This is a genomic window from Pseudomonas sp. S3_A09 (assembly GCF_054668065.1).
In genome coordinates this window covers 2,434,010-2,456,017 of sequence record NZ_CP162752.1, presented here as the reverse complement: position 1 = coordinate 2,456,017, position 22,008 = coordinate 2,434,010, and the positions used below count along the sequence as shown (strand labels likewise).

Below are 22,008 nucleotides of genomic sequence, written 5' to 3'. Positions count from 1 at the left end.
GTCGTTCTCAGGTTATTCATCGGCAGTGACCCCCCGCGAACGGGTCATCTGCGTCGGCGGAAAATGGCAGGTAAACGTACTGCCATGCCCCAGCACGCTGCTGATTTCCAGGCGCGCACGGTGGCGCAAGAGCACATGCTTGACAATCGCCAGGCCGAGCCCGGTACCGCCGGTATTGGAGTTGCGGCTGGAGTCGACGCGGTAGAAACGCTCGGTCAGACGCGGCAGGTGCTTGGCGTCGATGCCGATGCCGGAGTCTTGCACGCTCAGGTGCGCGCCCTGTTCGTCGGTCCACCAGCGGATGCGGATATTGCCTTTGTCCGGGGTGTACTTCACGGCGTTGAACACCAGGTTGGAAAACGCACTGCGCAACTCACCTTCGCTGCCTTTGAGCAGCACGTTCGGGTCGGCTTCCAGGGTGATCTGTTGCCCACGTTGGCCGGAGAGGGCCAGGGCGTCGTTCTTGATGGTTTGCAGCAGGCTTTGTACGGCGACGGGGTGGTTATCCGAGGGGTAATCGGTCGCCTCAAGCTTGGCCAGCAACAGCAAGTCGTTGAGCAGCGTCTGCATGCGTGAACCTTGCTGCTGCATCTGCTGCAGGGCTCGGCTCCAGCGCGGATTGATCTCGTCGACGTTGTCCAGCAGCGTCTCCAGGTACCCACAGATCACGGTCAGAGGCGTACGCAGCTCATGTGAGACGTTGGCGACGAAGTCTTTGCGCATCTGTTCCAGCTGGTGGATGCGGGTAACGTCGCGCACCAGCATCAGGTGTTCATTGTTGCCGTAGCGCGTCAGGTACAGCTGGATGCGTACGCGGTCATTGGTGGGTGAGGGGATTTCCAGGGCTTCTTCGTAGTTTTCCTGCTCGAAGTACTCCTTGAAGCGCGGATGGCGCACCAGGTTGGTCACCGGCTGGCCGCTGTCCTGGGGCGTTTTGAGGCCCAGCAGGGTTTCGGCGGCGCGGTTCCACCATTCCAGGTTGCCGTCGCTGTCGAGCATGATCACCGCATCCTTGAGCGCGGCGGTGGACTCCTGCACCCGGTCGATCACCGCTTGCAGGCGCCCGCGCACCCGTTGGTCGCGTCGTTGCAGGTGGTAAATGCTGTCGAACACTTCGCCCCACAGGCCGTAGCCATCGGGCGGTGCTTCGTCGGGTTTGTGCTGGCGCAGCCATTCGTGCAGGCGCAGCAGTTGCTTGAGGGTCCAACCCAGGTACAAGGCAATGCCGACTGCCAGGCTCCAGCCGTAGTAGCCACTGACCAGGCCCACCAACAGGCAGCCGGTGATCAGCAAAAGCATGTGGCGGATCAGGGTGCCATGCCAGTTTTGGTTCACTTAAACATGCGTCCTTGTCAGCTGTTAAGGAAAAAAGGGACGGGCTCAGCCTTTGGTGGAGAAGCGGTAGCCGGTGCCGCGCACGGTTTGTACCAGATTCTCGTAGGCCTCGCCCAAGGCTTTGCGCAGGCGGCGGATATGCACATCCACGGTGCGCTCCTCCACATAGACGTTGCCGCCCCACACCTGGTCGAGCAGTTGGCCACGGGTGTAGGCGCGTTCCTGGTGGGTCATGAAGAACTGCAGCAGGCGATATTCGGTAGGGCCCATCTCGGCCGGCGTGCCGTCGATGGTCACGCGGTGACTGATCGGGTCCAGCAACAGGCCACCGACTTCAATCGGTGCTTCGCCATCGGTCGGGCCGGCGCGGCGCAGCACGGCTTTCAGGCGTGCGACCAGTTCGCGTGGGGAAAACGGCTTGGTGATGTAGTCATCGGCACCGACTTCCAGGCCCTGGATCTTGTTGTCCTCTTCGCCCTTGGCGGTGAGCATGATGATCGGGATGTCCCCGGTCAGCTCGTCACGCTTGAGACGGCGGGCGAGCTCGATGCCGGAGGTGCCGGGCAGCATCCAGTCCAGCAGGATCAGGTCCGGCTTGCGGTCGACGATAATGGCATGGGCCTGCTGGGAGTTCTCCGCCTCCAGGCAGTCGTAGCCGGCCATTTCCAACGCAACGGCGATCATCTCGCGGATGGGCGCTTCGTCGTCAACAATCAGAATGCTCCTGCCAACCATGCTCAAAAATCCTCTTGTCATTTAACTGTCTTGCGCCGCATTAGATAACGGAATTATTGCAGTCGTGTGACAGTAATTTAGTCGCTCGGGCAATTACCGCCTCTCTGGACTACGCTTTGGGTCCGAATCCTGACAACCAAAAAAGGAAGGTTCCGATGACTTACAGCACGATTTCCTGGAAAGCCCTGCTGGTAACGGCAGCGTTGACGCTACCGACCCTGGCGTTCGCGGCGGAACCCGCGATGACGAAAGACGGGATGCTGGTGGACCACAAGGGCATGACGCTCTACACGTTCGACAAGGATGCCGACGGCAAGTCAGTGTGCAAGGACCAGTGCGCGACCAACTGGCCGCCGCTCAAGGCTGAGTCCACCGATACGTCGACGGGCAAATGGACGGTGATCACTCGCGACGACCAGACCAGCCAGTGGGCCTATGACGGTAAGCCTGTCTACACCTACAAGGATGACCACAAGGCGGGTGACAAGACGGGTGATGGCAAGGGTGGGGCGTGGCATGTGATCAAGCCCTGATCACCACTGTAGGAGCCAGCTTGCTCGCGAAGGGCGTTAACGATAACGCTGGGTGCCTGACACACAACAGCGCTCTCAGGTTTTTCGCGAGCAAGCTCGCTCCTACAGCATTCAGCGAAATGCGTAGTCCGCCACAATCCCGACAAATATCGCCAGCCCGGCCCAGTGGTTGTGCAGAAACGCCTTGAAGCACTTCATCCGGTCCTTGTCGCGGGTGTACCAGAACTCCCAGGCAAAACAGCCCGCCGCCGCCAGCAAGCCCAGGTGGAACCAGCCGCCCAGCTCGAACCGTGCGCCCGCCAGCAGCAGGCACGCCAGCGAAAGGCCTTGCAGGGTCAGGATGATCACGCGATCAGCTTCACCAAACAAAATGGCGGTGGATTTCACGCCGATTTTCAAATCGTCATCGCGATCGGTCATCGCGTAATAAGTGTCGTAGCCCACCGTCCACAGCAGGTTGGCGATATACAGCAGCCACGCGGCGGCGGGCAGGCTGCCGGTCTCGGCGGTAAACGCCATCGGCATACCCCAGGAAAACGCCGCGCCCAGCACCACTTGAGGGTAATAGGTGTAACGCTTCATGAACGGGTAGCTCGCCGCCAAAGCCAAACCACCGAGGGACAACAGGACAGTGGTGGCGTTGGTCAACAGCACCAGCAGGAAACTGATGCCCATCAGCACCGCAAAAAACACCAGCGCTTCCTTGGAGCTGATCTTGCCGCTCACCAGTGGGCGCTGCTCGGTGCGCTTCACATGGCCGTCGACCTTGCGGTCGGCCCAATCATTGATCACGCAGCCGCCCGCCCGGGTCAGCACCACGCCCAGCACGAAAATCACAATATTGATCAGGGACGGCGAACCTTTGCCTGCAATCCACAGTGCCCACAGCGTCGGCCACAGCAGCAAGTAAATGCCGATGGGTTTGTCCATCCGGGTCAACTGAATGAAATCCCAGGCCCTCGGGTTCAGGCGGTTCAGGGATTTGAGCAGGCGTTGATACATCAGCAGTTCTCCGGATGGGCATGCAGCGCGTGCCAGAAGCTCGGCAAAAAGATCTCCGCCACCAGCACGCTCAGCGAACCGCGATCGAAGCGTGAGCGGCGCGCCCACAGCCCGTCGGTCTGGACCGTCGTGGGCAGCCATTGTCGCGGGTAATGGCACACCTCAATGGCCTGGCGGGTGAATGCCTGGTCGCAAAACAGCAATTCACCCAGTGAACGGCTGCCCAACTCATCCATATGCAAGCCGTCGCCCTGCAAGGCACTGCGCGCCGCCACACTGCGCGCGAACACCCAAGGCTGGCCCTGCCCACGCAAATACACTTCACGCACCCAGCCGATAGTGGCCGGGGCCAGTGCCAGGGCAGCGCATTCATCATCGCGCAGTGGCTGCCACCCTTCGAACAGTGGCGTCACGCTGAAACCGTCGCTGGACAGCCACGTCAGCCGCCGTGTCAGTGAGTCTTCGTTGAACAGCCAATTGAGGGTCAAAGGCGCAGGCGCAGGGTGCAGAAGGCTCTGGGTCAGCCATTGGCAAGCATCGGAAGAGTCGATTGAGTGCGGCACGGTGAGTCAGTATTGGCAGCAAAAGAGGCGGCGAGCTTACCATGGCGTCCCTGGTTTTTGCCGGACCGAACTGGCTGTTTGCGTCGATCGTGCTTGCATCTGCCCGCCCCGATCAGTACAAAACGCCCTGAGCCGCACGGCAACGCTGGATCCATCGACCGTCGGCCAAACTGCCTGGACCCTGAGGAAGTAAGTAATGAAGAAGTGGCAATGTGTAGTCTGCGGCCTGATCTATGACGAGAAAGACGGCTGGCCGGATGACGGAATCGCTCCGGGAACCCTGTGGCAAGACGTCCCGGAAGACTGGCTGTGCCCTGACTGCGGCGTGGGCAAAATGGATTTCGAAATGATCGAAATCGGCTAATTTTCAGCTTTCAGATAAGTACTACAAGGAGAAAGGAATGAACGCACCTGTCGTGATCATCGGCACAGGATTGGCCGGTTACAACGTGGCCCGGGAGTTTCGCAAGCTCGACAGCGAGACCCCATTGCTGCTGATCACCGCGGATGACGGGCGCTCCTACTCCAAGCCCATGCTCTCCACCGGCTTTGGCAAGAACAAGGAAGCCGATGGCCTGAGCATGGCCGAACCCGGCGCCATGGCCGAGCAACTCAAGGCCGAAGTGCGCACTCACACCCGCGTCAGCGGCATCGACCCCGGCCACAAGCGCCTGTGGATCGGCGAGGAAGCGGTGGCGTACCGCGACCTGATCCTGGCCTGGGGCGCAGAAACCGTGCGTGTGCCGGTGGAAGGCGATGCGGCTGAACTGATTTTCCCTATCAACGATCTCGAAGATTACGCACGCTTTCGTGCCGCCGCTGCCGGCAAACGCCGTGTGCTGCTGCTCGGCGCCGGCCTGATCGGCTGTGAATTTGCCAATGACCTGATCCTTGGCGGTTATGAAATCGACCTGGTGGCACCGTGCGAGCAAGTCATGCCGACCCTGCTGCACCCGGCCGCCGCCGCAGCGGTACAGGCCGGCCTGGAAAGCCTTGGCGCGCGCTTCCACCTGGGTCCTGTCCTCAATCGCCTACAGCGCACCGCTGACGGCTTGGAAGCCCATCTGTCGGACGGTGAAGTGATCGCCTGCGACCTGGTGGTCTCGGCCATCGGTCTGCGTCCACGCGTGGACCTGGCCGCCGCCGCCGGCCTGCAGACCAACCGCGGGATCATGGTGGATCGCCACCTCAAGACCTCCCACGCCAATATCTACGCCCTGGGCGACTGCGCCGAGGTCGACGGCCTGAACCTGCTGTACGTGATGCCGCTGATGAGCTGCGCCCGCGCCCTGGCCCAGACCCTGGCCGGCAACGCCACCGCAGTCAGCTACGGCCCGATGCCGGTGACCGTCAAGACGCCGGTCTGCCCACTGGTGGTCTCGCCACCGCCTCGCGGCACCGAAGGCGTCTGGAGCGTTGAAGGCGAGGGTGCCGACATCAAGGCCTTGTGCCGCGACGCCAGCGGCCGCCTGCTGGGCTACGCACTGACCGGCAGCGCCGTGATGGAAAAACTCGCGCTCAATAAAGAACTTCCACCGTTGCTGGCGTAAATAGCGGTCGTTCTGTCGGAATAACCGCGTTTTTCACCCTAGAAAGGTCGCCGCGAGACTGGCGGAGCGTGCGAGGGCATGCCATCCTCACTCCCGTCTGCCGCAGAGTAGAGCCTGCGGCGCTTTGGGCGCTGCTCCAGAAGAGAGCAGCACGGACATAACAACAAAAAACCGTCAAAGAGGCTTCACTTATGCGTAAACCAGAACTCGCAGCCGCCATCGCTGAAAAAGCGGATCTCACCAAAGAACAGGCTAACCGCGTCCTTAACGCTGTTCTCGAAGAAATCACCGGCGCCCTGCACCGCAAGGACAGCGTCACCCTGGTTGGCTTCGGCACCTTCCTGCAACGCCATCGCGGCGCCCGCACCGGCAAAAACCCACAAACCGGTGAGCCGGTGAAAATCAAGGCGAGCAACACCGTTGCGTTCAAACCGGGTAAATCGCTGAAAGACACTGTTAACGCGTAATGGCGTTACCGTCTCGAACGGGGCGGGGTGGTAGGAAAAATGGGCACGCCGACTGGGTCGGGTGCCCATTTTTTGTCCTTGGTGTTACAGAGTCTGCAGGCCAACCAGCAAGCTCACGGGTGTAGACGCGCCGTCCTCTTATTTAGAGTCATCATTGGACCTGCCAGTTCTTTTTGAAAAGCGCACGTCACCCGCAATAATTTCAATGTAATAATCATGGCTTTGGATAATATAGTGTGTGTATTTGTTCTTGTCATAGGCTCTCCAGTTGGGTGAAGTGATATCCCTTTCTTTTGTCAGGCCTTCAAGCCAAGAGGACTCAGGGATTACCCAATAGGAGGACTTGAACTCATCGTCCTCGCGGTTTTCGTAATAGTGCAGGTGTTTATTACGCTCCAGCCTGAGGGCCCATACATTAGAGAAATCCAGAATGCCGATATATTTGGAGTAGTTTGCGTTTTTGGTCCAAGTAGGAAACTCGGCTCTTACATCATCTCGCTCAAGGGTGATGCGAACGTTGTCATTCGGCGCCTGCCATACTGGCAACTCAATAGCGAATGCCCGATCTTTACTTGTAGGTACTGTCATAGCCGTTATCCTTTGCATGTTGGTACTTTGGACGTACCGCTATTTGGCAAGCCATTATTCCTGAGTCGGGTATTAAAGTCGCGTAGCAGGGTAGGGTCGGTAATGACCTTGTACTTAATTTGTTTTGCCTTGCCCAGCACAGCAATCGCCAGGCGGCTGTTGCCATCCCGTGCGACAAGCTGGCCTTTGACATTCACCACTTCAATTGGTGGGAAATCGGTAACTTTCAGTTTGCCCTTTTTAACTTGGTTGACGACAGATTGGATAGGTTTTTTTCCTTCGGGAGTATCGAACGCGCTATTGATGGTTCGCTGGGCAAAGTTGATGTCCTTCGGGTTTCCTAATTGCTCACCTGGGCCCAGCTCAATGCCTTCCAGGCCAAGCGGGTCAACCCAGCTGAAAGGGTTGAAGCCGTATAAGTAGAGATTCAGTCCTCCCATCAAGCTGATCGGGTCAGGGGATGTAAAGCGCCCTATATCCGGATCGTAGAATCTGAAAGTGTTGTAGTGCAGCCCTGTTTCTCGATCCAGATACTGCCCCTGGAATCGCAGGTTCTGTTCTTCAATGTAATGAGGTTCTCGCACTTCCTCCAGCGTGTTGCCCCACACCCGGTACGTTGCCTGCCAGACGATGTGGCCGTCAGCTTCGCTGAGTTGTGCCGGAAGGCCGTTGAGATCGTTATGGTAATAACGCAATTTCTGCAGTTGTCCAATGCCATCTACGCGGGCCAGGGGTTCATAGCCCTCATTTTCGTACACGTATAGGCTGGTCTGGCTGTATTTGTGTTCCTGCAAGAGACGCAAGCCGTCCCAGGAAAAACGAGTTTCACTCAGTGGGTAACCATCAATACCGTGTTCCGTTTTTTTGATGCGTCGGCCCAGTGGGTCATAGTGCATTTTCACCACGTTGCCGTTTTCATTGCGGACTTCAATCAGTCGGCTTTCTGCATCGTAGGCAAATCGTTGTACGCCTCGGGAGGTGCTGCGTTTTTCGATCATGCGTCCGAAGCCGTCATAACGGTAGCGCTTGTCCTGATAGGTCATCAGCTTGTTATGTACTACTAGGCCCGCTCCGGGGTGCGGACTGTCCAGCAGGTTGGCGGCGGCGTCGTAAGTAAAGGTTTCGCGCTGGCCCAGCAGGTTATCCTGGCTGGCAGTGATGCGGCCGGTAGCGTCGTAGTGCAACAGCTGGCGCTGCTGGGTCGTTGGTTGCTGATCGAGTTTGCCGGTCAAATTGTCAGCGGGGTCGTATTCGAAGTGCTGTTGCATTGCCGCCGGCGTCAGCATGGGCTGGTGGCTATGACGGCAATGGCGTGAACGCAGGCGACCGCTCCGGTCGTATTCGCTACGTGTGCTGAGCTGGCCTTGAGTACGTAGCACTTCACGATGAAGGCGGTCGCGCTCGAAGTCGCTGATAACTTCTCCGTCCAGATTGATCTGATGCAAGTGGCCGCTGCCGTAATACAGCCGATTAAGCCAGCGGCCGTCAGGCAGTTGGGTCTGGGTTAGATTGCCGAGTTCGTCATAGTGATGTTGCAAGGTGCCCATAGGGCTTTGTTCGGTCAATAACCGGCCGAGAGGAGCGTATGCGAAACTCAGGACTTGGGTATCGCCCGACAGATCGGTAAAGGTGACGGCGCAGAGCTGGTCCAGCGAATCGTAAACGTATTCGGTGCGGCCATCATCGGTCATTTTTGCAATCAGTCGGCCAACAGCGTCGCGTTCCATCCGGTGAACGATAGGTGACGGCGTCTCGGCAGCGTTGACCAGAGTATTGTCGAAATGCGCGGGAACGGCCGTCATTGCAGTCATGTGGTTCAGCAGATCATAGGTGTAGCGCTTGGCGCTGCCATCGAGGTCTCGCTGTTCGGTCAAGCGATCCCCGGCGTCCCAGACAAACTGGTAGCTTTCTTCATTCTCGTTGATCAGGGCTTTCAGCCGTCCATAGCTGTCATAAGCGAACTTCACCCGTCGGCCATAGGCATCCGTTCGCTGACACACCTGGCCACGCCTATTGTGTTGATACAACGTGGTGTGCCCTGCCGGGTCGGTGTAACCCAGCAATAGGCCACTGGTATCACGTGTGTACTGTTCGGTTCGCCCGTCAGGCAATTGGCTGCTGATCAGCCGCCCACGGGCGTCATGGCTGAACTGAGTACGTTCTCCGAGCGCATCAGTGATGAACTGTAAAAATCCCCGCTCGTCGTAACCGAATCGCGTCGAATAACCCGAGCAATCGATGTGTTCGACCAATTGCCCAAACGGACTCCAGCGCAGCTTTTTGCTTTTGCCGGTAGCGTCGATGATTTCCACGGGGTGGCCGTGGCTGTCGTAGCGATAACGGGTAATGTGGCCCATCGGGTCGGTGGCGGCGATGCAGTTACCGCGCTGATCGTATTGATAGTGCCAGCTGTGGTTGGCGGGGTTGGTCTCAACCAGAGGTAATGCCCAGTGTTCGAGCCACATCGTCGAATCGCGACGGCCCAGCGGGTCGATTTCACTGATGAGGTTACCGGTTTCGTCGTAGCTATATTCAAAGCGCCCGCCCTGAGGATCGGTAGCGCCGAGCAATTGGCGCTCATCGTTCCAGTCGAACAGCCAGGTCTGGCCGAGATTGTCGCTGTACTTGGTGATTTGGTGCTGGTTGTTCCAATGACGAATGCTGATGCGCTGCATGCCGTCGGTGATGCGCGTGACACCGGCACTCAGGTCGTACTCGAAATGGTAAGCATCGCCTTCATCGGTCCAATGGTGTGATACGCGCCATTCCACGTCCTCAACCAAGGCCCACTCATAAAAAGAGCGCAGTCCGGCAGGCAGTTGGTGCTCTACCATCCGCCTGCCTGCGTCGTAACTGAAGCGTCGTTGTATCTGACCGGTGGCATCGCGCACCTCTGTCAGATCGCCAGTTGCGTTGTAACTGTAACTCACGAGCACTTCACGACGCTGATCAGGGTAAACACGCTCAATCTTGGACACGTGACCCTGGTCGCGGATTAATTCAACCTGCACCAGATCAAGGTTGTCGTGCAACTGCACCAAACGCCCGGCGGCGTCGTAGTTGAGGTGGATGCGATGGTCGTTGCGGTCACCAAGCTGAGTAAGGCGTAGCAGTGATACGTTTGCCGGAGTGGATTCGAACAAGCGATATATACCGTCGGCGCTTTCGATCAGCAACTGACCATTGCGATGTCGCCGAATGCTCAAACCCTCTCCCGGACTGAACATCGCGCTGCCAAGTGATATACCGCCAAGGTTGATTCGCCTGCCTTGCTCGTCGGTGTAGAGCAATTCTTCACCGCCGTCAGGGTGTAGCAGTATCTCTACGCTGATCTCGTACGGGACACTCCAGCCTGCACCAAACATCCCGGTGCGGCGCTCATCTCGCGAGTTATAAAAACGTTGCCAATCGATTGGCAGGATGCCGGGCAATACAAAATCCAGCTCAGTCTCGCCACCCAATACCTTGGCCCCAGTTGCCGCATGCACCGGGTTAGGTGACCCCATCGTCGCATTGGCTGCAGCGCCCATCGCTTGGCTGACGGCATAAGAAGTTACCCCCGCGAGCAACATGCACGGCAAATTACTCAGCGTCTTGCCTTTGGCACCTTTCAGCATCATCAGCGCTTCAATCGCCAACCCCACCCCAGGGGTTTTCCCGCTGCGAATCTCCTGCACCACCACCGTCCCACCACCAATGGTGACGTTTGGCGAGATCAGCCCCGACGACACCACCGTCGCATCGCACATGCTGCGGTCGCCACTGCGCACGGCGGGCTGGCCGTTGATGGTGACTTTGTCAGACCCTTCGGCCAGAAGCTGTGGTGGCATCGGCGGATGGCGGGCACACAGGACCATGTCGGTGAGGGCCGGTACCACGCCCGGTGCAGGCGTGGCGACAGTGGGGCGCCATAGTTGGGAGAAGAAACCCTCGGCCATGTCCAGAAAGCCGGGCTCGGGTCGTGGCTCGGGATCGGGCTCCGGCGGCACTTGCTCAAGCTCTGTGCCAGCGGGTGCCACGTGCGAAGGAATGGAGCCTGCGGCCCGTGCAGCCGGAATGCTGTTGACGAAAGTGTCGGTCGAACCCACCGCAATCGTGGCTTCCACCACGGGCGGGAACAGCGCGTTGGCGAAGCTCTCGCACATCTTGCTGAGGCCCTTGTCGGCCCCCGTCTTGCTCATGGCCATGCCGACGACAATGCCCACCACCGCGCCGAGGATGCAGCCGCCGATACCGGCGGTAGCAATCGTCACCCCCACGGCCGCCGCGACAGCAGCAGTCGCCAGCGCAGTAATCGCCACGTTGGCCGCCACCTCCAGCACACCGCCGAGGATGTCGGCCATCATGGAGGTGTGGGTCAGCGCATCGCCCATCCGGGCAGCCCATAGAGCGTCAGACATACAAGCAGCTCATCAAGAAATGGCGTCGAACGACAGCGAATTTTTAATCAACGCCCAATGCGCCGCCTCGGCATCCCCGAGCTTGTCGGCCTTCACGTAACTCAAGGCGAGCATCTTGCGCGTTCCCGGTAGAACCAGCGCCAACTGGTACTGGAACACTTTGTCATTGCCCTTGTTGAACTGGCTGCGCAGTTCGATGCCTTCCACTTCTTGGGCTGCGCCCAAACGCACGTCCACACCGGGTTGGTAGCGCAAATCCTGCACCTGTTTTTCCAGGCGCTGGAGCTGGTCGTTGAAGTTGCTGTGCAGGGTTTCACCCTCGGCCAGCAGGCTGCGGCTGACAATCAGGGATGTTCCCAATTCAGGGAACTTGAGGATATTGATCGTCGCGTCCTGCAACTCACTGGCGGGCAGTTGAAACTGGAATTCGTTGATTCGATACGTCATGAAAACAGGTCTCGTCAGGAACTTTTAGGCGCGGGGAACGCGGCTTTGATATTGGCGTCGATGGCGCCTTTCTGGCCCTGGCCATCCGGCGTGGCGCCGGGGCCGCCGCCGTTGTTCAGGTGCAGGACGCCGCCGGTGTTGAACTCTGCGTCGCCGCTGGCATAGAAGCTGATCTGCACGCCGGTGAGGTTGATCTGCCCACTGGCGTTCAACTCCAAAATGCTTTCGCCGCAGACCAGGCGCAGGTTTTCGCCCACTTCGATGACGTAGCTCTGGCTGATGCTGTCGGTCTTCTTCTGGCCTACTGAGAGGATGTCTTCCTGCTTGACGATGCGCAGGCGGTTGTTGCCGATGGTCACCGTCTCGTTATGCCCGATGCTTTTGTTACGGTCATGCCCCACCGAATGGCTCTCATCCACCTCCACCACGATGTCCTGATTGCGCTCGGCGTGGATATACAACTGCTCCAACCCCTTCTTGTCCTCCATGCGGATTTCATTGAAGTTGGCTGGGCTGCCGCCCTTGCTGGAGCGGCTTTTCATGCCGCTCTGGGTAGCGTTCTCCGGCAGGTCGTAGGGCACCGTCTGCTCGGCGTTGTACACGCGGCCGGTGATGATCGGCCGGTCGGGGTCGCCTTCCAGAAAGCTCACAATCACTTCCTGGCCGATCCGTGGGATCTGCATCGATCCCCAGTTCTTGCCGGCCCAGGATTGCGATACACGAATCCAGCATGAGCTGTTCTCGTTGGATTGGTCGTGACGGTCCCAGTAGAAGTGCACTTTTACGCGGCCGTACTGGTCAGTCCAGATTTCCTCGCCCTTGGGGCCGACCACCAGCGCGGTCTGCGGGCCTTTGACGATGGGCCGATGGGTGTTGGCCAGCGGGCGGAAACTCTGCTGGGCGTCGATGCAGGTGAGGCTGCTTTCGAACTGCGCCGAACCCGAGCCGCCGCCGCTTTCCAGGCTTTCCTGGACGATGTAGTAGCGGCAGCCGACGATCAGGTATTCGCGGTTCTGGTCCTGGCGACTGAAGCCGGTCAGGCTGAACAAATGCCCCGAACCCAGGCCACGGGCGTTGCCGTTGAACTCGATCTGTTCATGCAGGGTTTGCAGGGCTTCGATGCGGGTGCGCGCATAGTGCTCGCCGTCTTCGCTTTGCACGTAGGTGCCGGGGTAGTCGTACAGCGGATAGTCGCCGGCGGTGTGCGGGCGCGGCATGGCCGAGCGCACGTCGATGCTGGCGCTGGGGCGTTGGAAGTCGTAGTCGTTGAGCTCCATCGAGCCCGGCTGCACCTCGTGCGCCAGGTGCCAGTTGTGCATGTGGTCGCGTTCGCGCTGCTGCTCGTCCTTGGGGTAGTACGGGATCGACGCGTAGCCGGGCACGGTGGTGTGGGCGCCGTAGGCGTCGGCCAGCACCAGCACATGGCGGTCCTGCTCGTGGCGGAAGAAGTAGTAGATACCTTCCTGTTCCATCAAACGGCTGACGAAATCAAAGCTGGTCTCGCGGTACTGCACGCAGTATTCCCACTCGCGGTACGGCCGGCTCAGGGCGTCCTCGAAGTCGGAAAACCCCAGGTCGCGGAACACCTGCTTGATGATCTGCGGGATGCTCAGGTTCTGGAAAATCCGGCAGTCGGACGTGCGGCTGAGCAGCCACAACCAAGGACGCAGCGTCACCTGGTAACTGGCGAACTGGCCCTGGTCGATGTTCTGACTGCACCGCGCGACGATGCCGTGAAAATGCCGCTCACCTCCGTCCGCCAGTTGCAGGCCCACGCTCATGGGCTTGCCGAGCAACTGGTTGAGGTCGATGTTGGCGTCCAGGGACGTCAGTTGCAGCTCATAGTTGAACAGCCTGCCCAGCTCTTCACCGCCGCCCATTTCATTGAGCAGCAGCACATCCGGCCCGAGGGGGCTGGTGATCTTGGCCAGGCGTGAGGCTTGGTTGAATAGCATTGGGCGTCCTGTAAAGGTCTTGATTACTGAAGGAACCGAATCCAATGTGGGAGCTGGCTTGCCTGCGATAGCAATTGAACATTCAACATTGATGTTGACTGATACACCGCTATCGCAGGCAAGCCAGCTCCCACATTTTGACCGTGTTCCGTCAGGTCAATCTGCGTCGCTGAAGTCGTAGTGCAATTCATTATCCCGGCTGCTGATCCGTACCCCCGCCAACGCCTTGCCTTCGAGCATGCGCGTGAGGAACTCACGGCTCATGTCCGGCAGCAGGCTGTTGGTGAGAATGGTGTCGATCATGCGCCCGCCGCTTTCGGTCTCGGTGCAACGCGAGACGATCAGGTCGACCACCGCGTCGTCGTAATCGAAGGCCACTTTGTGCGTCGTCTCCACACGCTTCTTGATGCGGTTGAGTTGCAGGCGGGTGATTGCCTTGAGCATCTCGTCGCTCAGCGGGTAGTAAGGGATGGTTACCAGGCGGCCGAGCAACGCAGGCGGGAAAATCTCCAGCAGCGGCTGGCGCAGGGCCTTGGCGATTTCCTCCGGCTCCGGCACGTTCGCCGGGTCTTTGCACACCTGGGAAATCAGCTCGGTGCCGGCGTTGGTCGTCAGCAGGATCAGGGTGTTCTTGAAGTCGATCACCCGGCCTTCGCCGTCCTCCATCACGCCCTTGTCGAACACCTGGAAGAAGATTTCATGCACGTCCGGGTGGGCTTTTTCCACCTCATCCAGCAGCACCACGCTGTAGGGTTTGCGCCGTACCGCTTCGGTCAGCACGCCGCCTTCGCCGTAGCCGATATAGCCCGGAGGTGCGCCCTTGAGGGTCGACACCGTATGGGCTTCCTGGAATTCGCTCATGTTAATGGTGATGACGTTCTGCTCGCCGCCGTACATGGCTTCGGCCAGGGCCAGGGCGGTTTCGGTCTTGCCCACGCCGGAGGTGCCGGCCAGCATGAACACGCCAATCGGCTTGCTCGGGTTGTCGAGGCCGGCGCGGGATGTCTGGATGCGCTTGGCGATCATCTGCAGGGCGTGGTCCTGGCCGATGATGCGTTTCTTCAGGTGCTGGTCGAGGTTGAGCACCGTTTCCAGCTCGTTGCGCGCCATGCGGCCGACCGGGATGCCGGTCCAGTCGGCGACCACCGAGGCCACGGCCTGGTAATCCACGGTGGGCAGGATCAGTGGGGTTTCGCCTTGCAGCGCGGTCAGGCGTTGTTGCAGGTCGACCAGCTGGGCGCGCAATTCATCGCTCTCGTTGTTCCCGGCAGGGCTGTCCACGACACCGACTTTTTCGCGCAACGTTGCCCGGGTGGCGAGCAACTCATCTACCAGCGCTTTCTCTTCAGCCCAACGGCTTTCCAAGGTTTCAAGACGCTCACGCTCAGCGCTCAACAGCGCCTCGGTGTTGGTCTGGCGCGCACCAATTGCAATGCCGATGGCGTGTTCGCGGGCGATGATCTGCAACTCGGTTTCCAGGGCTTCGATGCGACGGCGGCTGTCGTCCACTTCGGCCGGAACCGCGTGCAGGCTGATGGCGACGCGAGCGCAGGCGGTGTCCAGCAGGCTCACGGACTTGTCCGGCAACTGGCGCGCTGGAATGTAGCGATGAGATAGCTTCACCGAGGCTTCCAGCGCCTCATCGAGGATCTGCACCTGGTGGTGTTTTTCCATGGTCGACGCCACGCCGCGCATCATCAGCAGCGCCTTGTCCTCCGACGGCTCGGCGACTTGCACCACCTGGAAACGCCGGGTCAGCGCCGGGTCCTTCTCGATGTGCTTCTTGTACTCGGCCCAGGTGGTCGCGGCCACGGTGCGCAAGGTGCCACGTGCCAACGCCGGCTTGAGCAGGTTGGCTGCATCACCGGTGCCGGCGGCACCACCGGCACCCACCAGTGTGTGGGCTTCGTCGATAAACAGAATGATCGGCTTGGGCGAGGCCTGCACGTCTTCTATAACCTGGCGCAGGCGCTGTTCGAATTCGCCTTTCATGCTGGCGCCGGCTTGCAGCAGGCCCACATCAAGGCTGCGCAGTTCCACGTCTTTCAATGCTGGCGGCACGTCACCGGCGACGATACGCAGGGCGAAACCTTCGACCACCGCGGTCTTGCCCACCCCGGCTTCACCGGTGAGGATCGGGTTGTTCTGGCGGCGGCGCATGAGGATGTCGACGAGTTGGCGGATTTCTTCATCACGGCCAACAATCGGGTCGAGTTTGCCGCTGCGCGCCTGTTCGGTCAGGTCGACCGTGAAACGCTTGAGGGCTTCCTGCTTGCCCATCGCACTCGGCGCCATCGCACCGCTGGCTTCGCCCGGAACGGCGCCGGCGTTGAAACCGTCGCTTGCGCTCAGGGCATTTTCCGGCGAATCGCCGACGTATTCGTCAAAGCGCTCGCTCAGGGCTTCGGCCTTGATCTTGTCGAATTCCGACGACAAGCCCAGCAACGCATGACGCAGGCTGGGTGTCTTCAAGATACCGAGCACCAAGTAACCGGTGCGCACTTGGCTTTCACCGAACATCAGGCTGCCGTAGACCCAGCCGCGCTCAACCGCTTCTTCCACATGCGAGGACAGGTCGGTGATCGAGGTCGAGCCACGCGGCAAACGATCCAGCGCTTCGGTGAGGTCACGGGCCAGGCGCGCCGGCTCCACGTTGAACTGACGGATGATGCGGTGCAGGTCCGAGTCCTGCAGTTGCAGCAACTGGTGAAACCAGTGAGCCAGTTCCACATACGGGTTGCCCCGCAGCTTGCAGAACACGGTGGCGGCTTCGATGGCCTTGTAGGCCACGCTGTTGAGTTTGCCGAACAGTGCGGCGCGACTGATTTCACCCATGCTCTGGATTCCTTGAGGTGGTGGCCTGATCGGCGTAATGCCGGGCCAGGATTAGGTCGTTGGCGTCGTGCGCAGGGCTACCGAGCCAGGTGTTGAAGCCCAGGCGGAACTGGCCGTTGAGTTGCAGTGCCGGCACTTCAGGTTGTTGCAAAACCAGGTTGAGGTCCCAGTCCAGTTCATGGCCCAGGTACTCGGCCACCCACGCCACCAGCTCGTTGAACGGCTGTTGGCCGGGCAGCATGCCCATGTAGTCCTCCAGCGTGAGCGGGCCCAGGCGGATACGGAATTTGTGCTGGCGGTCCCATACGAAGCTGCCCAGGCAAAAGTCCACGCCCAGGCGGTTGGCGCTCACGCTGACGCGGCTGCGTTCGGGCAACTCCAACCATTGGCCGACGTACTCTTCAATCTCCACAGGCAGCCCGAAGTACTCGCCGAGAATGGCTTTCAGGCCGTCGGGATAGCGGGTTTGCGCGGACAGATGGCCGCTGTAATGCAGCTTAGCGGTGTCCGGGATGAGTCCCTGATTCAGCAGGCTCGGCATGCCCCGTCCACTCAACGCAGCGAGGCGCGCGGACCAGTAATCATCGTCCGGGCGGTCGTGGCTGACCGTCGGCCGGGCCTCTGCCCATGCCCGGTAAAACAGGCTGAGCAGGCGATGGTGGAACACATCCAAAAACTGCTTGCTGGTGCTGTCGGAGTTGTTGCGCTGGCGCTCGCGCACATATTCGGTGATATGCAGCGGCAGCGGGCCATTGGGCCCGCCAAGGCCGAAGAAGAACTGCTCGAGCCGCGCCGGCTTGCCGTCGCCACCGGGATCGACCGAGGCCAGCGTGGCCGGCGCGAAGGTGCAGTCGGCCTGTTGCCCCAGGCGCAGCGGATCATCCGCCAGGCGCAGGGAATGGCCCAGGCGCGGCAGGTCCGGCGATTCGCACTCGATACGCCGCAGCGCCTGGAAGAAATCGTATTCCCAGGGCTCCTGATGCATCGCATCCAGGGTACTCACAGGGTCGGGCGACGTCCGGGCTTGGCTTTCCATCGCATGATCTCGCCGCGTTCGGTGGTACGGATCACCGTCTCGGTAAAACTGTTGATCGACACGTAGCGTGCCAGGAAGCGTTCCAGCACCGCACCGAGCAGGAACACGCCGGTGCCGCGAAACGCGTTTTCATCGAATTCCAGGGTGATCTCCAGCCCGCGCCCAAATACGATCGGGCCGGGCATCGGCAGGCGGCGGGTCACCGCTTTGCTGCTGACGTCGCGCAGGCCTTCGATCTGCAATTGCAGGGCGGCGTCGTTGCTGTCGCCATACAGGCGCAACAGTTCGCGCAAGGCCGCGGCGCCCTGGCCCTGTTCGCTCAACGACAGATAGTTGAGCGACAACTGGCTTATCAGGCGCCAGGCCTTGGCGTCATGGGCATGGCTGGCGCGCGGACGACTGGGGCCTGCCACGCAACGTACGGACAGCACCGGGGCGCTGTCGGCCAGGGTGAAGTCGGTCTTGCCGTTGCCGATGCTCATGAACAGTGGCAGATCGCGGTTGGTGCACAGCGCGGTCACGCCGAGTTGGCGCAGGTCGTGGCGGTACGGTGACTGCCGGCTGTCCACCAGGCTGACGAAGGTTTCGCTGCCGACATAAGTGGAGCGCGGACCGTTGCGGCGTTGGTCGCTGGACAACACGCGCGGCTCGCGGCGCACCGTGTAGTACGCCTGGTCCCGGCCGTAGCGGGAGGGATCACGCACTGCATAGAACGGCAAAAATGGCTGCTCCGGCCCAGTGCCGTGTCCTGTGATGCCACTCAACGAATGAATCTCGAAATCCATCGGGCGCGTACGGTCGGCGATCACATGGTGTTCGTTGACCCGGTCAGACAAGTGGATGCGGTCCACGCGCTTGGGGAACAAGTTGATCGCCGGGGTGCAGAACGGCAGGAACTGCGCCGCGCCGACGCTGCCTTCCAAACTCGGCTCATGGCGGTCGAACAGCACGATCAGTTCCAGTTCCTGGCCGTCGCAGCGTTTGACCGCGCGGCTCAGCTCAGCGAACTCGACGAACAGGAAGCGGTGGGGCAGGGCAAAGTATTCCTGCAACAGGCGATAGCCCTGGAACGCACGCGCAACAACCGGCATGGCGGCGTCGGCGTCATCGAAACCCCGCGAGCGCAGTGCGTCTTGTGGCAGGCGCTCGACCCAATCGCCCCCCGGCTTGCGTGCAAACACCGCGCAGGCGTTGCCCAGCAGTTGCTCGTAAAGGCGGAACGGTTGTTCGTCAGCACCGCTGAGGTACAGCGGCAGGTTATCCAGGTCGAGGCTGTTGAAGGGCAATTCGGCGCCGGTGCGCAGGGTCAGGCGCAGGCCGGCCTTGGCTTTCGGCTCGCTGGCGGCCAAACGGCCCAACACGGCGGCGGGGTTGCCGAAGTACTCGGCGTTGCTCACTTGCAACGGCCATAACGTCACTGGATGAGCAGTGCGGTACTCGCAACAGGTCTGGGTTTCACGACCTAATGCGGCGCGCAGGACAGTGTCGCGGGGCAGTGGGAAACCACTGGCCAGGGAGCCCTCGTCCGGGTCGGTCTGCAATTGCACCACGGTCATCGACGGCGTGGGCGCCAAGTAGTGCGGGTAGGCGATTTCCAGCAGGTTGTGGGTGAAGGTCGGGTACTCGGCATCGAGCTTGAGTTGCACGCGGGCGGTGAGGTAGGCAAAACCTTCGAGCAGGCGTTCGACGTACGGGTCGGCGCAGTCCATGCCGGACAGGGTCAGCCGACTGGCGATCTTCGGGTATTCCTTGGCGAACTCGGCGGCGCTTTCGCGCACGTGGTGCAGTTCCTGGTTGTACAGCTCCAGCAGGCGCGGGTTCATGAGCGTCTCCGCTGGTCGGCATTCACCACGCGCACGTGGCCTGATTCCAGGTCGAGGTCAGTTTGCAGCAGCAGGCGCAATGGCACCGGCTGGGCCCACAGGTCGCCTTCAATCTCGAAACTCAGGGCGTTATGGTTCATCTCGCCATGGCCGACGCGGGCTTTGACCCGCAGGGTGTGGCGCAGGATGCGCGGTTCAAAGGTTGCGATGGCCTGGTAGATCAGGGCTTCCAGGGCCTTGATGTCGACACTGGAAACACTGTTGCCCGCCAACGCCGGCAGGCCGTAATTAACCACCGATGTGCCGGCCGGGGTGTGCAGCGTGGCATCGGCATCGAGCAACGACGTGGTGTTGAGCAGCCACGCCAGGTCACGCAGCACCGAGGCTTTTAATTGGGTCAGGGACAGCACGCGTTTGTCGGCGCTTTCCTTGGGATTGGTCGGGTCGTCGTCGGTCAGCCGGTCCAGCAGGGACGGTTGCAGACGGTCGCGGGAAGCGATTTCAGTTACCACCAAAGCAGCTCCACGGACGGGTTGTGAGGGGGACGGTGGGTGAGCGGGGAGGCCTGGGGCCGTGGCGCGCAGCCACGGCCACCAGGGCTATCAGCGCTTGGTGTTGGAGCGGATGTTCCAGCCAAACTTGATCGCGCCGCCGTCTTTGGTGCCGTCGGCTTTCTGCGGCTGGTAGTCGACCATCACTTGGGCAAAGTTCAGGGTGACGTTCTCGGTCAGGCGGTCATCGGTGCCCGAACCGCCCGTGCTCAGGGAAGTCACCAGCACTTCTTCCAGGTTGATCACCATGTACTCGACCTGGCTTTCGCCACCGGCCTTGCGCACGGTCAGCTTGACCTTGTCGATGTGCTTGCCGCTGGCGCAGTGCATCATCAGGTTCGGCGAAGCCTTGTCGACGTACTTGGTCAGCGACAGGTCCTGGATATTCACCTTGCCCGCGCCGCCGCCACCGCCGACATGCATATTGCCGGACTGGGCCATGCCCCAGCTCCAGTTCAGCACGTCGATTTCGTCCTTGTGGGCCTTGTCCATGGACTCGCCCTTGATGTCGCCGATCTTGATGAAAATATCAACAGCCATGTTTTCTCCCTGTGTGGCGTGCGCCACTCGATTTGGTTTGTGTGGGAGCGGGCTTGCTCGCGAAGGCGTTGGATCAGTCAATACTTGTGCCGACTGACACTGCGCCTTCGCGAGCAAGCCCGCTCCCACAGTAGAGCGAGTTCGCTTTTACTTATGCACTTTTCGCCGAAGGCAGCTTCGATACCAGGCGCAGCGACACGGTCAGCCCTTCGAGCTGGTAGTGCGGGCGCAGGTAGAACTTGGAGTTGTAGTACCCCGGGTTGCCTTCCACTTCTTCCACGATCACTTCGGCGGCCGCCAATGGATGCTGGGCCTTGGTGGTTTCGGTGGAGTGCGCAGGGTCACCGTCAACGTAGTTGAGGATCCAGTCCTGCAACCAGCGCTGCATCTCGTCCTTCTCTTTGAAGGAACCGATCTTGTCGCGCACGATGCACTTCAAGTAGTGGGCGAAGCGGCAGGTGGCGAACAGGTACGGCAGGCGCGCGGCCAGGTTGGCGTTGGCGGTGGCGTCCGGGTCATCGTATTCGGCCGGCTTCTGCAACGACTGGGCGCCAATGAACGCGGCGAAGTCAGTGTTTTTCTTGTGCAGCAGCGGCATGAAACCGTTCTTCGCCAGCTCCGCTTCACGGCGGTCGCTGATGGCGATTTCGGTCGGGCACTTCATGTCCACGCCACCGTCATCGGTAGGGAACGTGTGCGCCGGCAGGTTTTCCACTTCACCGCCAGACTCGATGCCACGGATGCGCGAGCACCAGCCGTAGTGCTTGAACGAACGATTGATGTTCACTGCCATCGCGTACGCGGCGTTGGCCCAGGTGTACTTGGAGCTGTCGGCACCGTCGGTGTTTTCTTCGAAGGCGAAGGCTTCCACCGGGTCGGTCTTGGCGCCGTACGGCAGGCGTGCCAGGAAACGCGGCATGGTCAGGCCGATGTAGCGCGAATCTTCCGACTCACGCAGCGAGCGCCAGCCAGCGTATTCCGGGGTGGTGAAGATCTTGGTCAGGTCGCGCGGGTTTGACAGTTCCTGCCACGAGCCCATGCCCATCACGGTCGGCGAAGCGGCAGCGATAAACGGGGAGTGCATGGCGGCGCAGACTTTCGACAGTTCGCCCAGCAGTTCCACATCCGGTGGCGACTGGTCGAAGTAGTAGTCGCCCACCAGGCAGCCGTATGGCTCGCCGCCGAACTGACCGTATTCTTCTTCGTACATCTTCTTGAAGATCGGGCTCTGGTCCCATGCGGTGCCCTTGAATTTCTTCAGGGTCTTGTGCAGGTCCGGCTTGGAGATGTTGAGCACGCGAATCTTCAGCTGCTCATCGCTCTCGGTGTTGTTGACCAGATAGTGCAGGCCGCGCCAGGCGCTTTCCAACTGCTGGAAATCCTGGTGGTGGATGATCTGGTTGACCTGGGCGGTCAGCTTGGCGTCGATGGCGGCGATGATCGATTCGATCGACTTGATCGCGTCATTGGACACCAGGTCGGTTTGTGCCAAAGCCTGTTCGGCCAAGGTGCGTACGGCGGTTTCCACGGCTTCGCGGGCACGCTCGGTCTTGGGCTTGAACTCTTGCAGCAGCAGGTTGGCGAACTCGCTGGCTTCTTCGGTGGCACCCAGGATCTGGCTGCCTTCGCGGGCGGTATTGTCGGTCAT

18 protein-coding genes are annotated in these 22,008 nt (G+C 60.4%); 4 read left to right on the top strand and 14 right to left on the bottom strand.

Features of this window, described 5'->3' with window-relative positions; genetic code table 11:
* Window positions 1-12 precede the first annotated feature (12 nt).
* Entirely contained in the window at window positions 13-1,299 is a 1,287-nt protein-coding gene (gene phoR, locus AB4N92_RS11685; protein WP_217908576.1) for a phosphate regulon sensor histidine kinase PhoR, read from the bottom strand.
* An 81-nt stretch (window positions 1,300-1,380) separates the two neighbouring features.
* Entirely contained in the window at window positions 1,381-2,070 is a 690-nt protein-coding gene (gene phoB, locus AB4N92_RS11680) for a phosphate regulon transcriptional regulator PhoB (RefSeq protein WP_010207570.1), read from the bottom strand.
* Between the two features lie 155 nt (window positions 2,071-2,225).
* Between phoB and AB4N92_RS11675 the strand changes: the two genes are divergently transcribed.
* Window positions 2,226-2,603, top strand: coding sequence for a COG4315 family predicted lipoprotein (locus AB4N92_RS11675; RefSeq protein WP_010207569.1), 378 nt, complete (start codon window positions 2,226-2,228; stop codon window positions 2,601-2,603).
* A gap of 111 nt (window positions 2,604-2,714) precedes the next feature.
* On the opposite strand, the gene ubiA is transcribed toward AB4N92_RS11675, so the two are convergent.
* Window positions 2,715-3,605, bottom strand: coding sequence for a 4-hydroxybenzoate octaprenyltransferase (gene ubiA, locus AB4N92_RS11670; RefSeq protein WP_010207568.1), 891 nt, complete (start codon window positions 3,603-3,605; stop codon window positions 2,715-2,717).
* Window positions 3,605-4,168 carry a chorismate--pyruvate lyase family protein gene (locus tag AB4N92_RS11665; protein ID WP_029529030.1) on the bottom strand — a complete coding sequence of 188 codons (564 nt, stop codon included), beginning with the start codon at window positions 4,166-4,168 and terminating at the stop codon, window positions 3,605-3,607. Before AB4N92_RS11665 ends, ubiA begins: the two co-directional genes overlap by 1 nt.
* 196 nt (window positions 4,169-4,364) lie before the next feature.
* Here AB4N92_RS11665 and AB4N92_RS11660 point away from each other — a divergent pair, with 196 nt between their 5' ends.
* The 3 genes from AB4N92_RS11660 to AB4N92_RS11650 all read left to right on the top strand — a co-directional run bounded on the left by AB4N92_RS11660 (window position 4,365) and on the right by AB4N92_RS11650 (window position 6,185).
* A complete protein-coding gene (locus tag AB4N92_RS11660) occupies window positions 4,365-4,532 on the top strand; it encodes a rubredoxin (protein WP_003213373.1) in 168 nt (55 codons plus the stop codon).
* Window positions 4,533-4,569: 37 nt separating this feature from the next.
* Window positions 4,570-5,718: an NAD(P)/FAD-dependent oxidoreductase gene (locus tag AB4N92_RS11655; RefSeq protein WP_010207565.1), complete on the top strand. Its 1,149-nt coding sequence runs from the start codon at window positions 4,570-4,572 to the stop codon at window positions 5,716-5,718.
* Between the two features lie 191 nt (window positions 5,719-5,909).
* Window positions 5,910-6,185 carry an HU family DNA-binding protein gene (locus tag AB4N92_RS11650; protein WP_003176958.1) on the top strand — a complete coding sequence of 92 codons (276 nt, stop codon included), beginning with the start codon at window positions 5,910-5,912 and terminating at the stop codon, window positions 6,183-6,185.
* Window positions 6,186-6,323: 138 nt separating this feature from the next.
* Here AB4N92_RS11650 and AB4N92_RS11645 read toward each other — a convergent pair whose 3' ends face one another.
* The 10 genes from AB4N92_RS11645 to tssC all read right to left on the bottom strand — a co-directional run bounded on the left by AB4N92_RS11645 (window position 6,324) and on the right by tssC (window position 22,008).
* A complete protein-coding gene (locus AB4N92_RS11645) occupies window positions 6,324-6,773 on the bottom strand; it encodes a hypothetical protein (protein WP_010207560.1) in 450 nt (149 codons plus the stop codon).
* A gap of 5 nt (window positions 6,774-6,778) precedes the next feature.
* Window positions 6,779-11,173, bottom strand: coding sequence for an RHS repeat-associated core domain-containing protein (locus tag AB4N92_RS11640; RefSeq protein WP_236266747.1), 4,395 nt, complete (start codon window positions 11,171-11,173; stop codon window positions 6,779-6,781).
* Window positions 11,174-11,185: 12 nt separating this feature from the next.
* Window positions 11,186-11,620, bottom strand: a complete 435-nt coding sequence (locus AB4N92_RS11635; protein WP_010207557.1) for a DcrB-related protein — start codon at window positions 11,618-11,620, stop codon at window positions 11,186-11,188.
* 14 nt (window positions 11,621-11,634) lie between these two features.
* Window positions 11,635-13,575, bottom strand: a complete 1,941-nt coding sequence (locus tag AB4N92_RS11630) for a type VI secretion system Vgr family protein (protein WP_010207556.1) — start codon at window positions 13,573-13,575, stop codon at window positions 11,635-11,637.
* Window positions 13,576-13,731: 156 nt separating this feature from the next.
* Window positions 13,732-16,410: a type VI secretion system ATPase TssH gene (gene tssH, locus AB4N92_RS11625; RefSeq protein WP_106119389.1), complete on the bottom strand. Its 2,679-nt coding sequence runs from the start codon at window positions 16,408-16,410 to the stop codon at window positions 13,732-13,734.
* Window positions 16,403-17,446: a type VI secretion system baseplate subunit TssG gene (gene tssG, locus AB4N92_RS11620; protein ID WP_236266746.1), complete on the bottom strand. Its 1,044-nt coding sequence runs from the start codon at window positions 17,444-17,446 to the stop codon at window positions 16,403-16,405. The genes tssH and tssG overlap by 8 nt, the downstream gene beginning before the upstream one ends.
* The gene (tssF, locus tag AB4N92_RS11615) at window positions 17,410-19,269 is read right to left on the bottom strand and encodes a type VI secretion system baseplate subunit TssF (protein ID WP_010207553.1); all 1,860 of its coding nucleotides are present in this window, start codon (window positions 19,267-19,269) and stop codon (window positions 17,410-17,412) included. The genes tssG and tssF overlap by 37 nt, the downstream gene beginning before the upstream one ends.
* Complete coding sequence (gene tssE, locus AB4N92_RS11610) at window positions 19,266-19,781, bottom strand: type VI secretion system baseplate subunit TssE (protein ID WP_010207551.1); 516 nt, start codon at window positions 19,779-19,781, stop codon at window positions 19,266-19,268. Before tssE ends, tssF begins: the two co-directional genes overlap by 4 nt.
* Window positions 19,782-19,871: 90 nt before the next feature.
* Entirely contained in the window at window positions 19,872-20,360 is a 489-nt protein-coding gene (locus AB4N92_RS11605) for an Hcp family type VI secretion system effector (RefSeq protein WP_005792512.1), read from the bottom strand.
* 151 nt (window positions 20,361-20,511) lie between these two features.
* Entirely contained in the window at window positions 20,512-22,008 is a 1,497-nt protein-coding gene (tssC, locus tag AB4N92_RS11600; RefSeq protein WP_010207548.1) for a type VI secretion system contractile sheath large subunit, read from the bottom strand.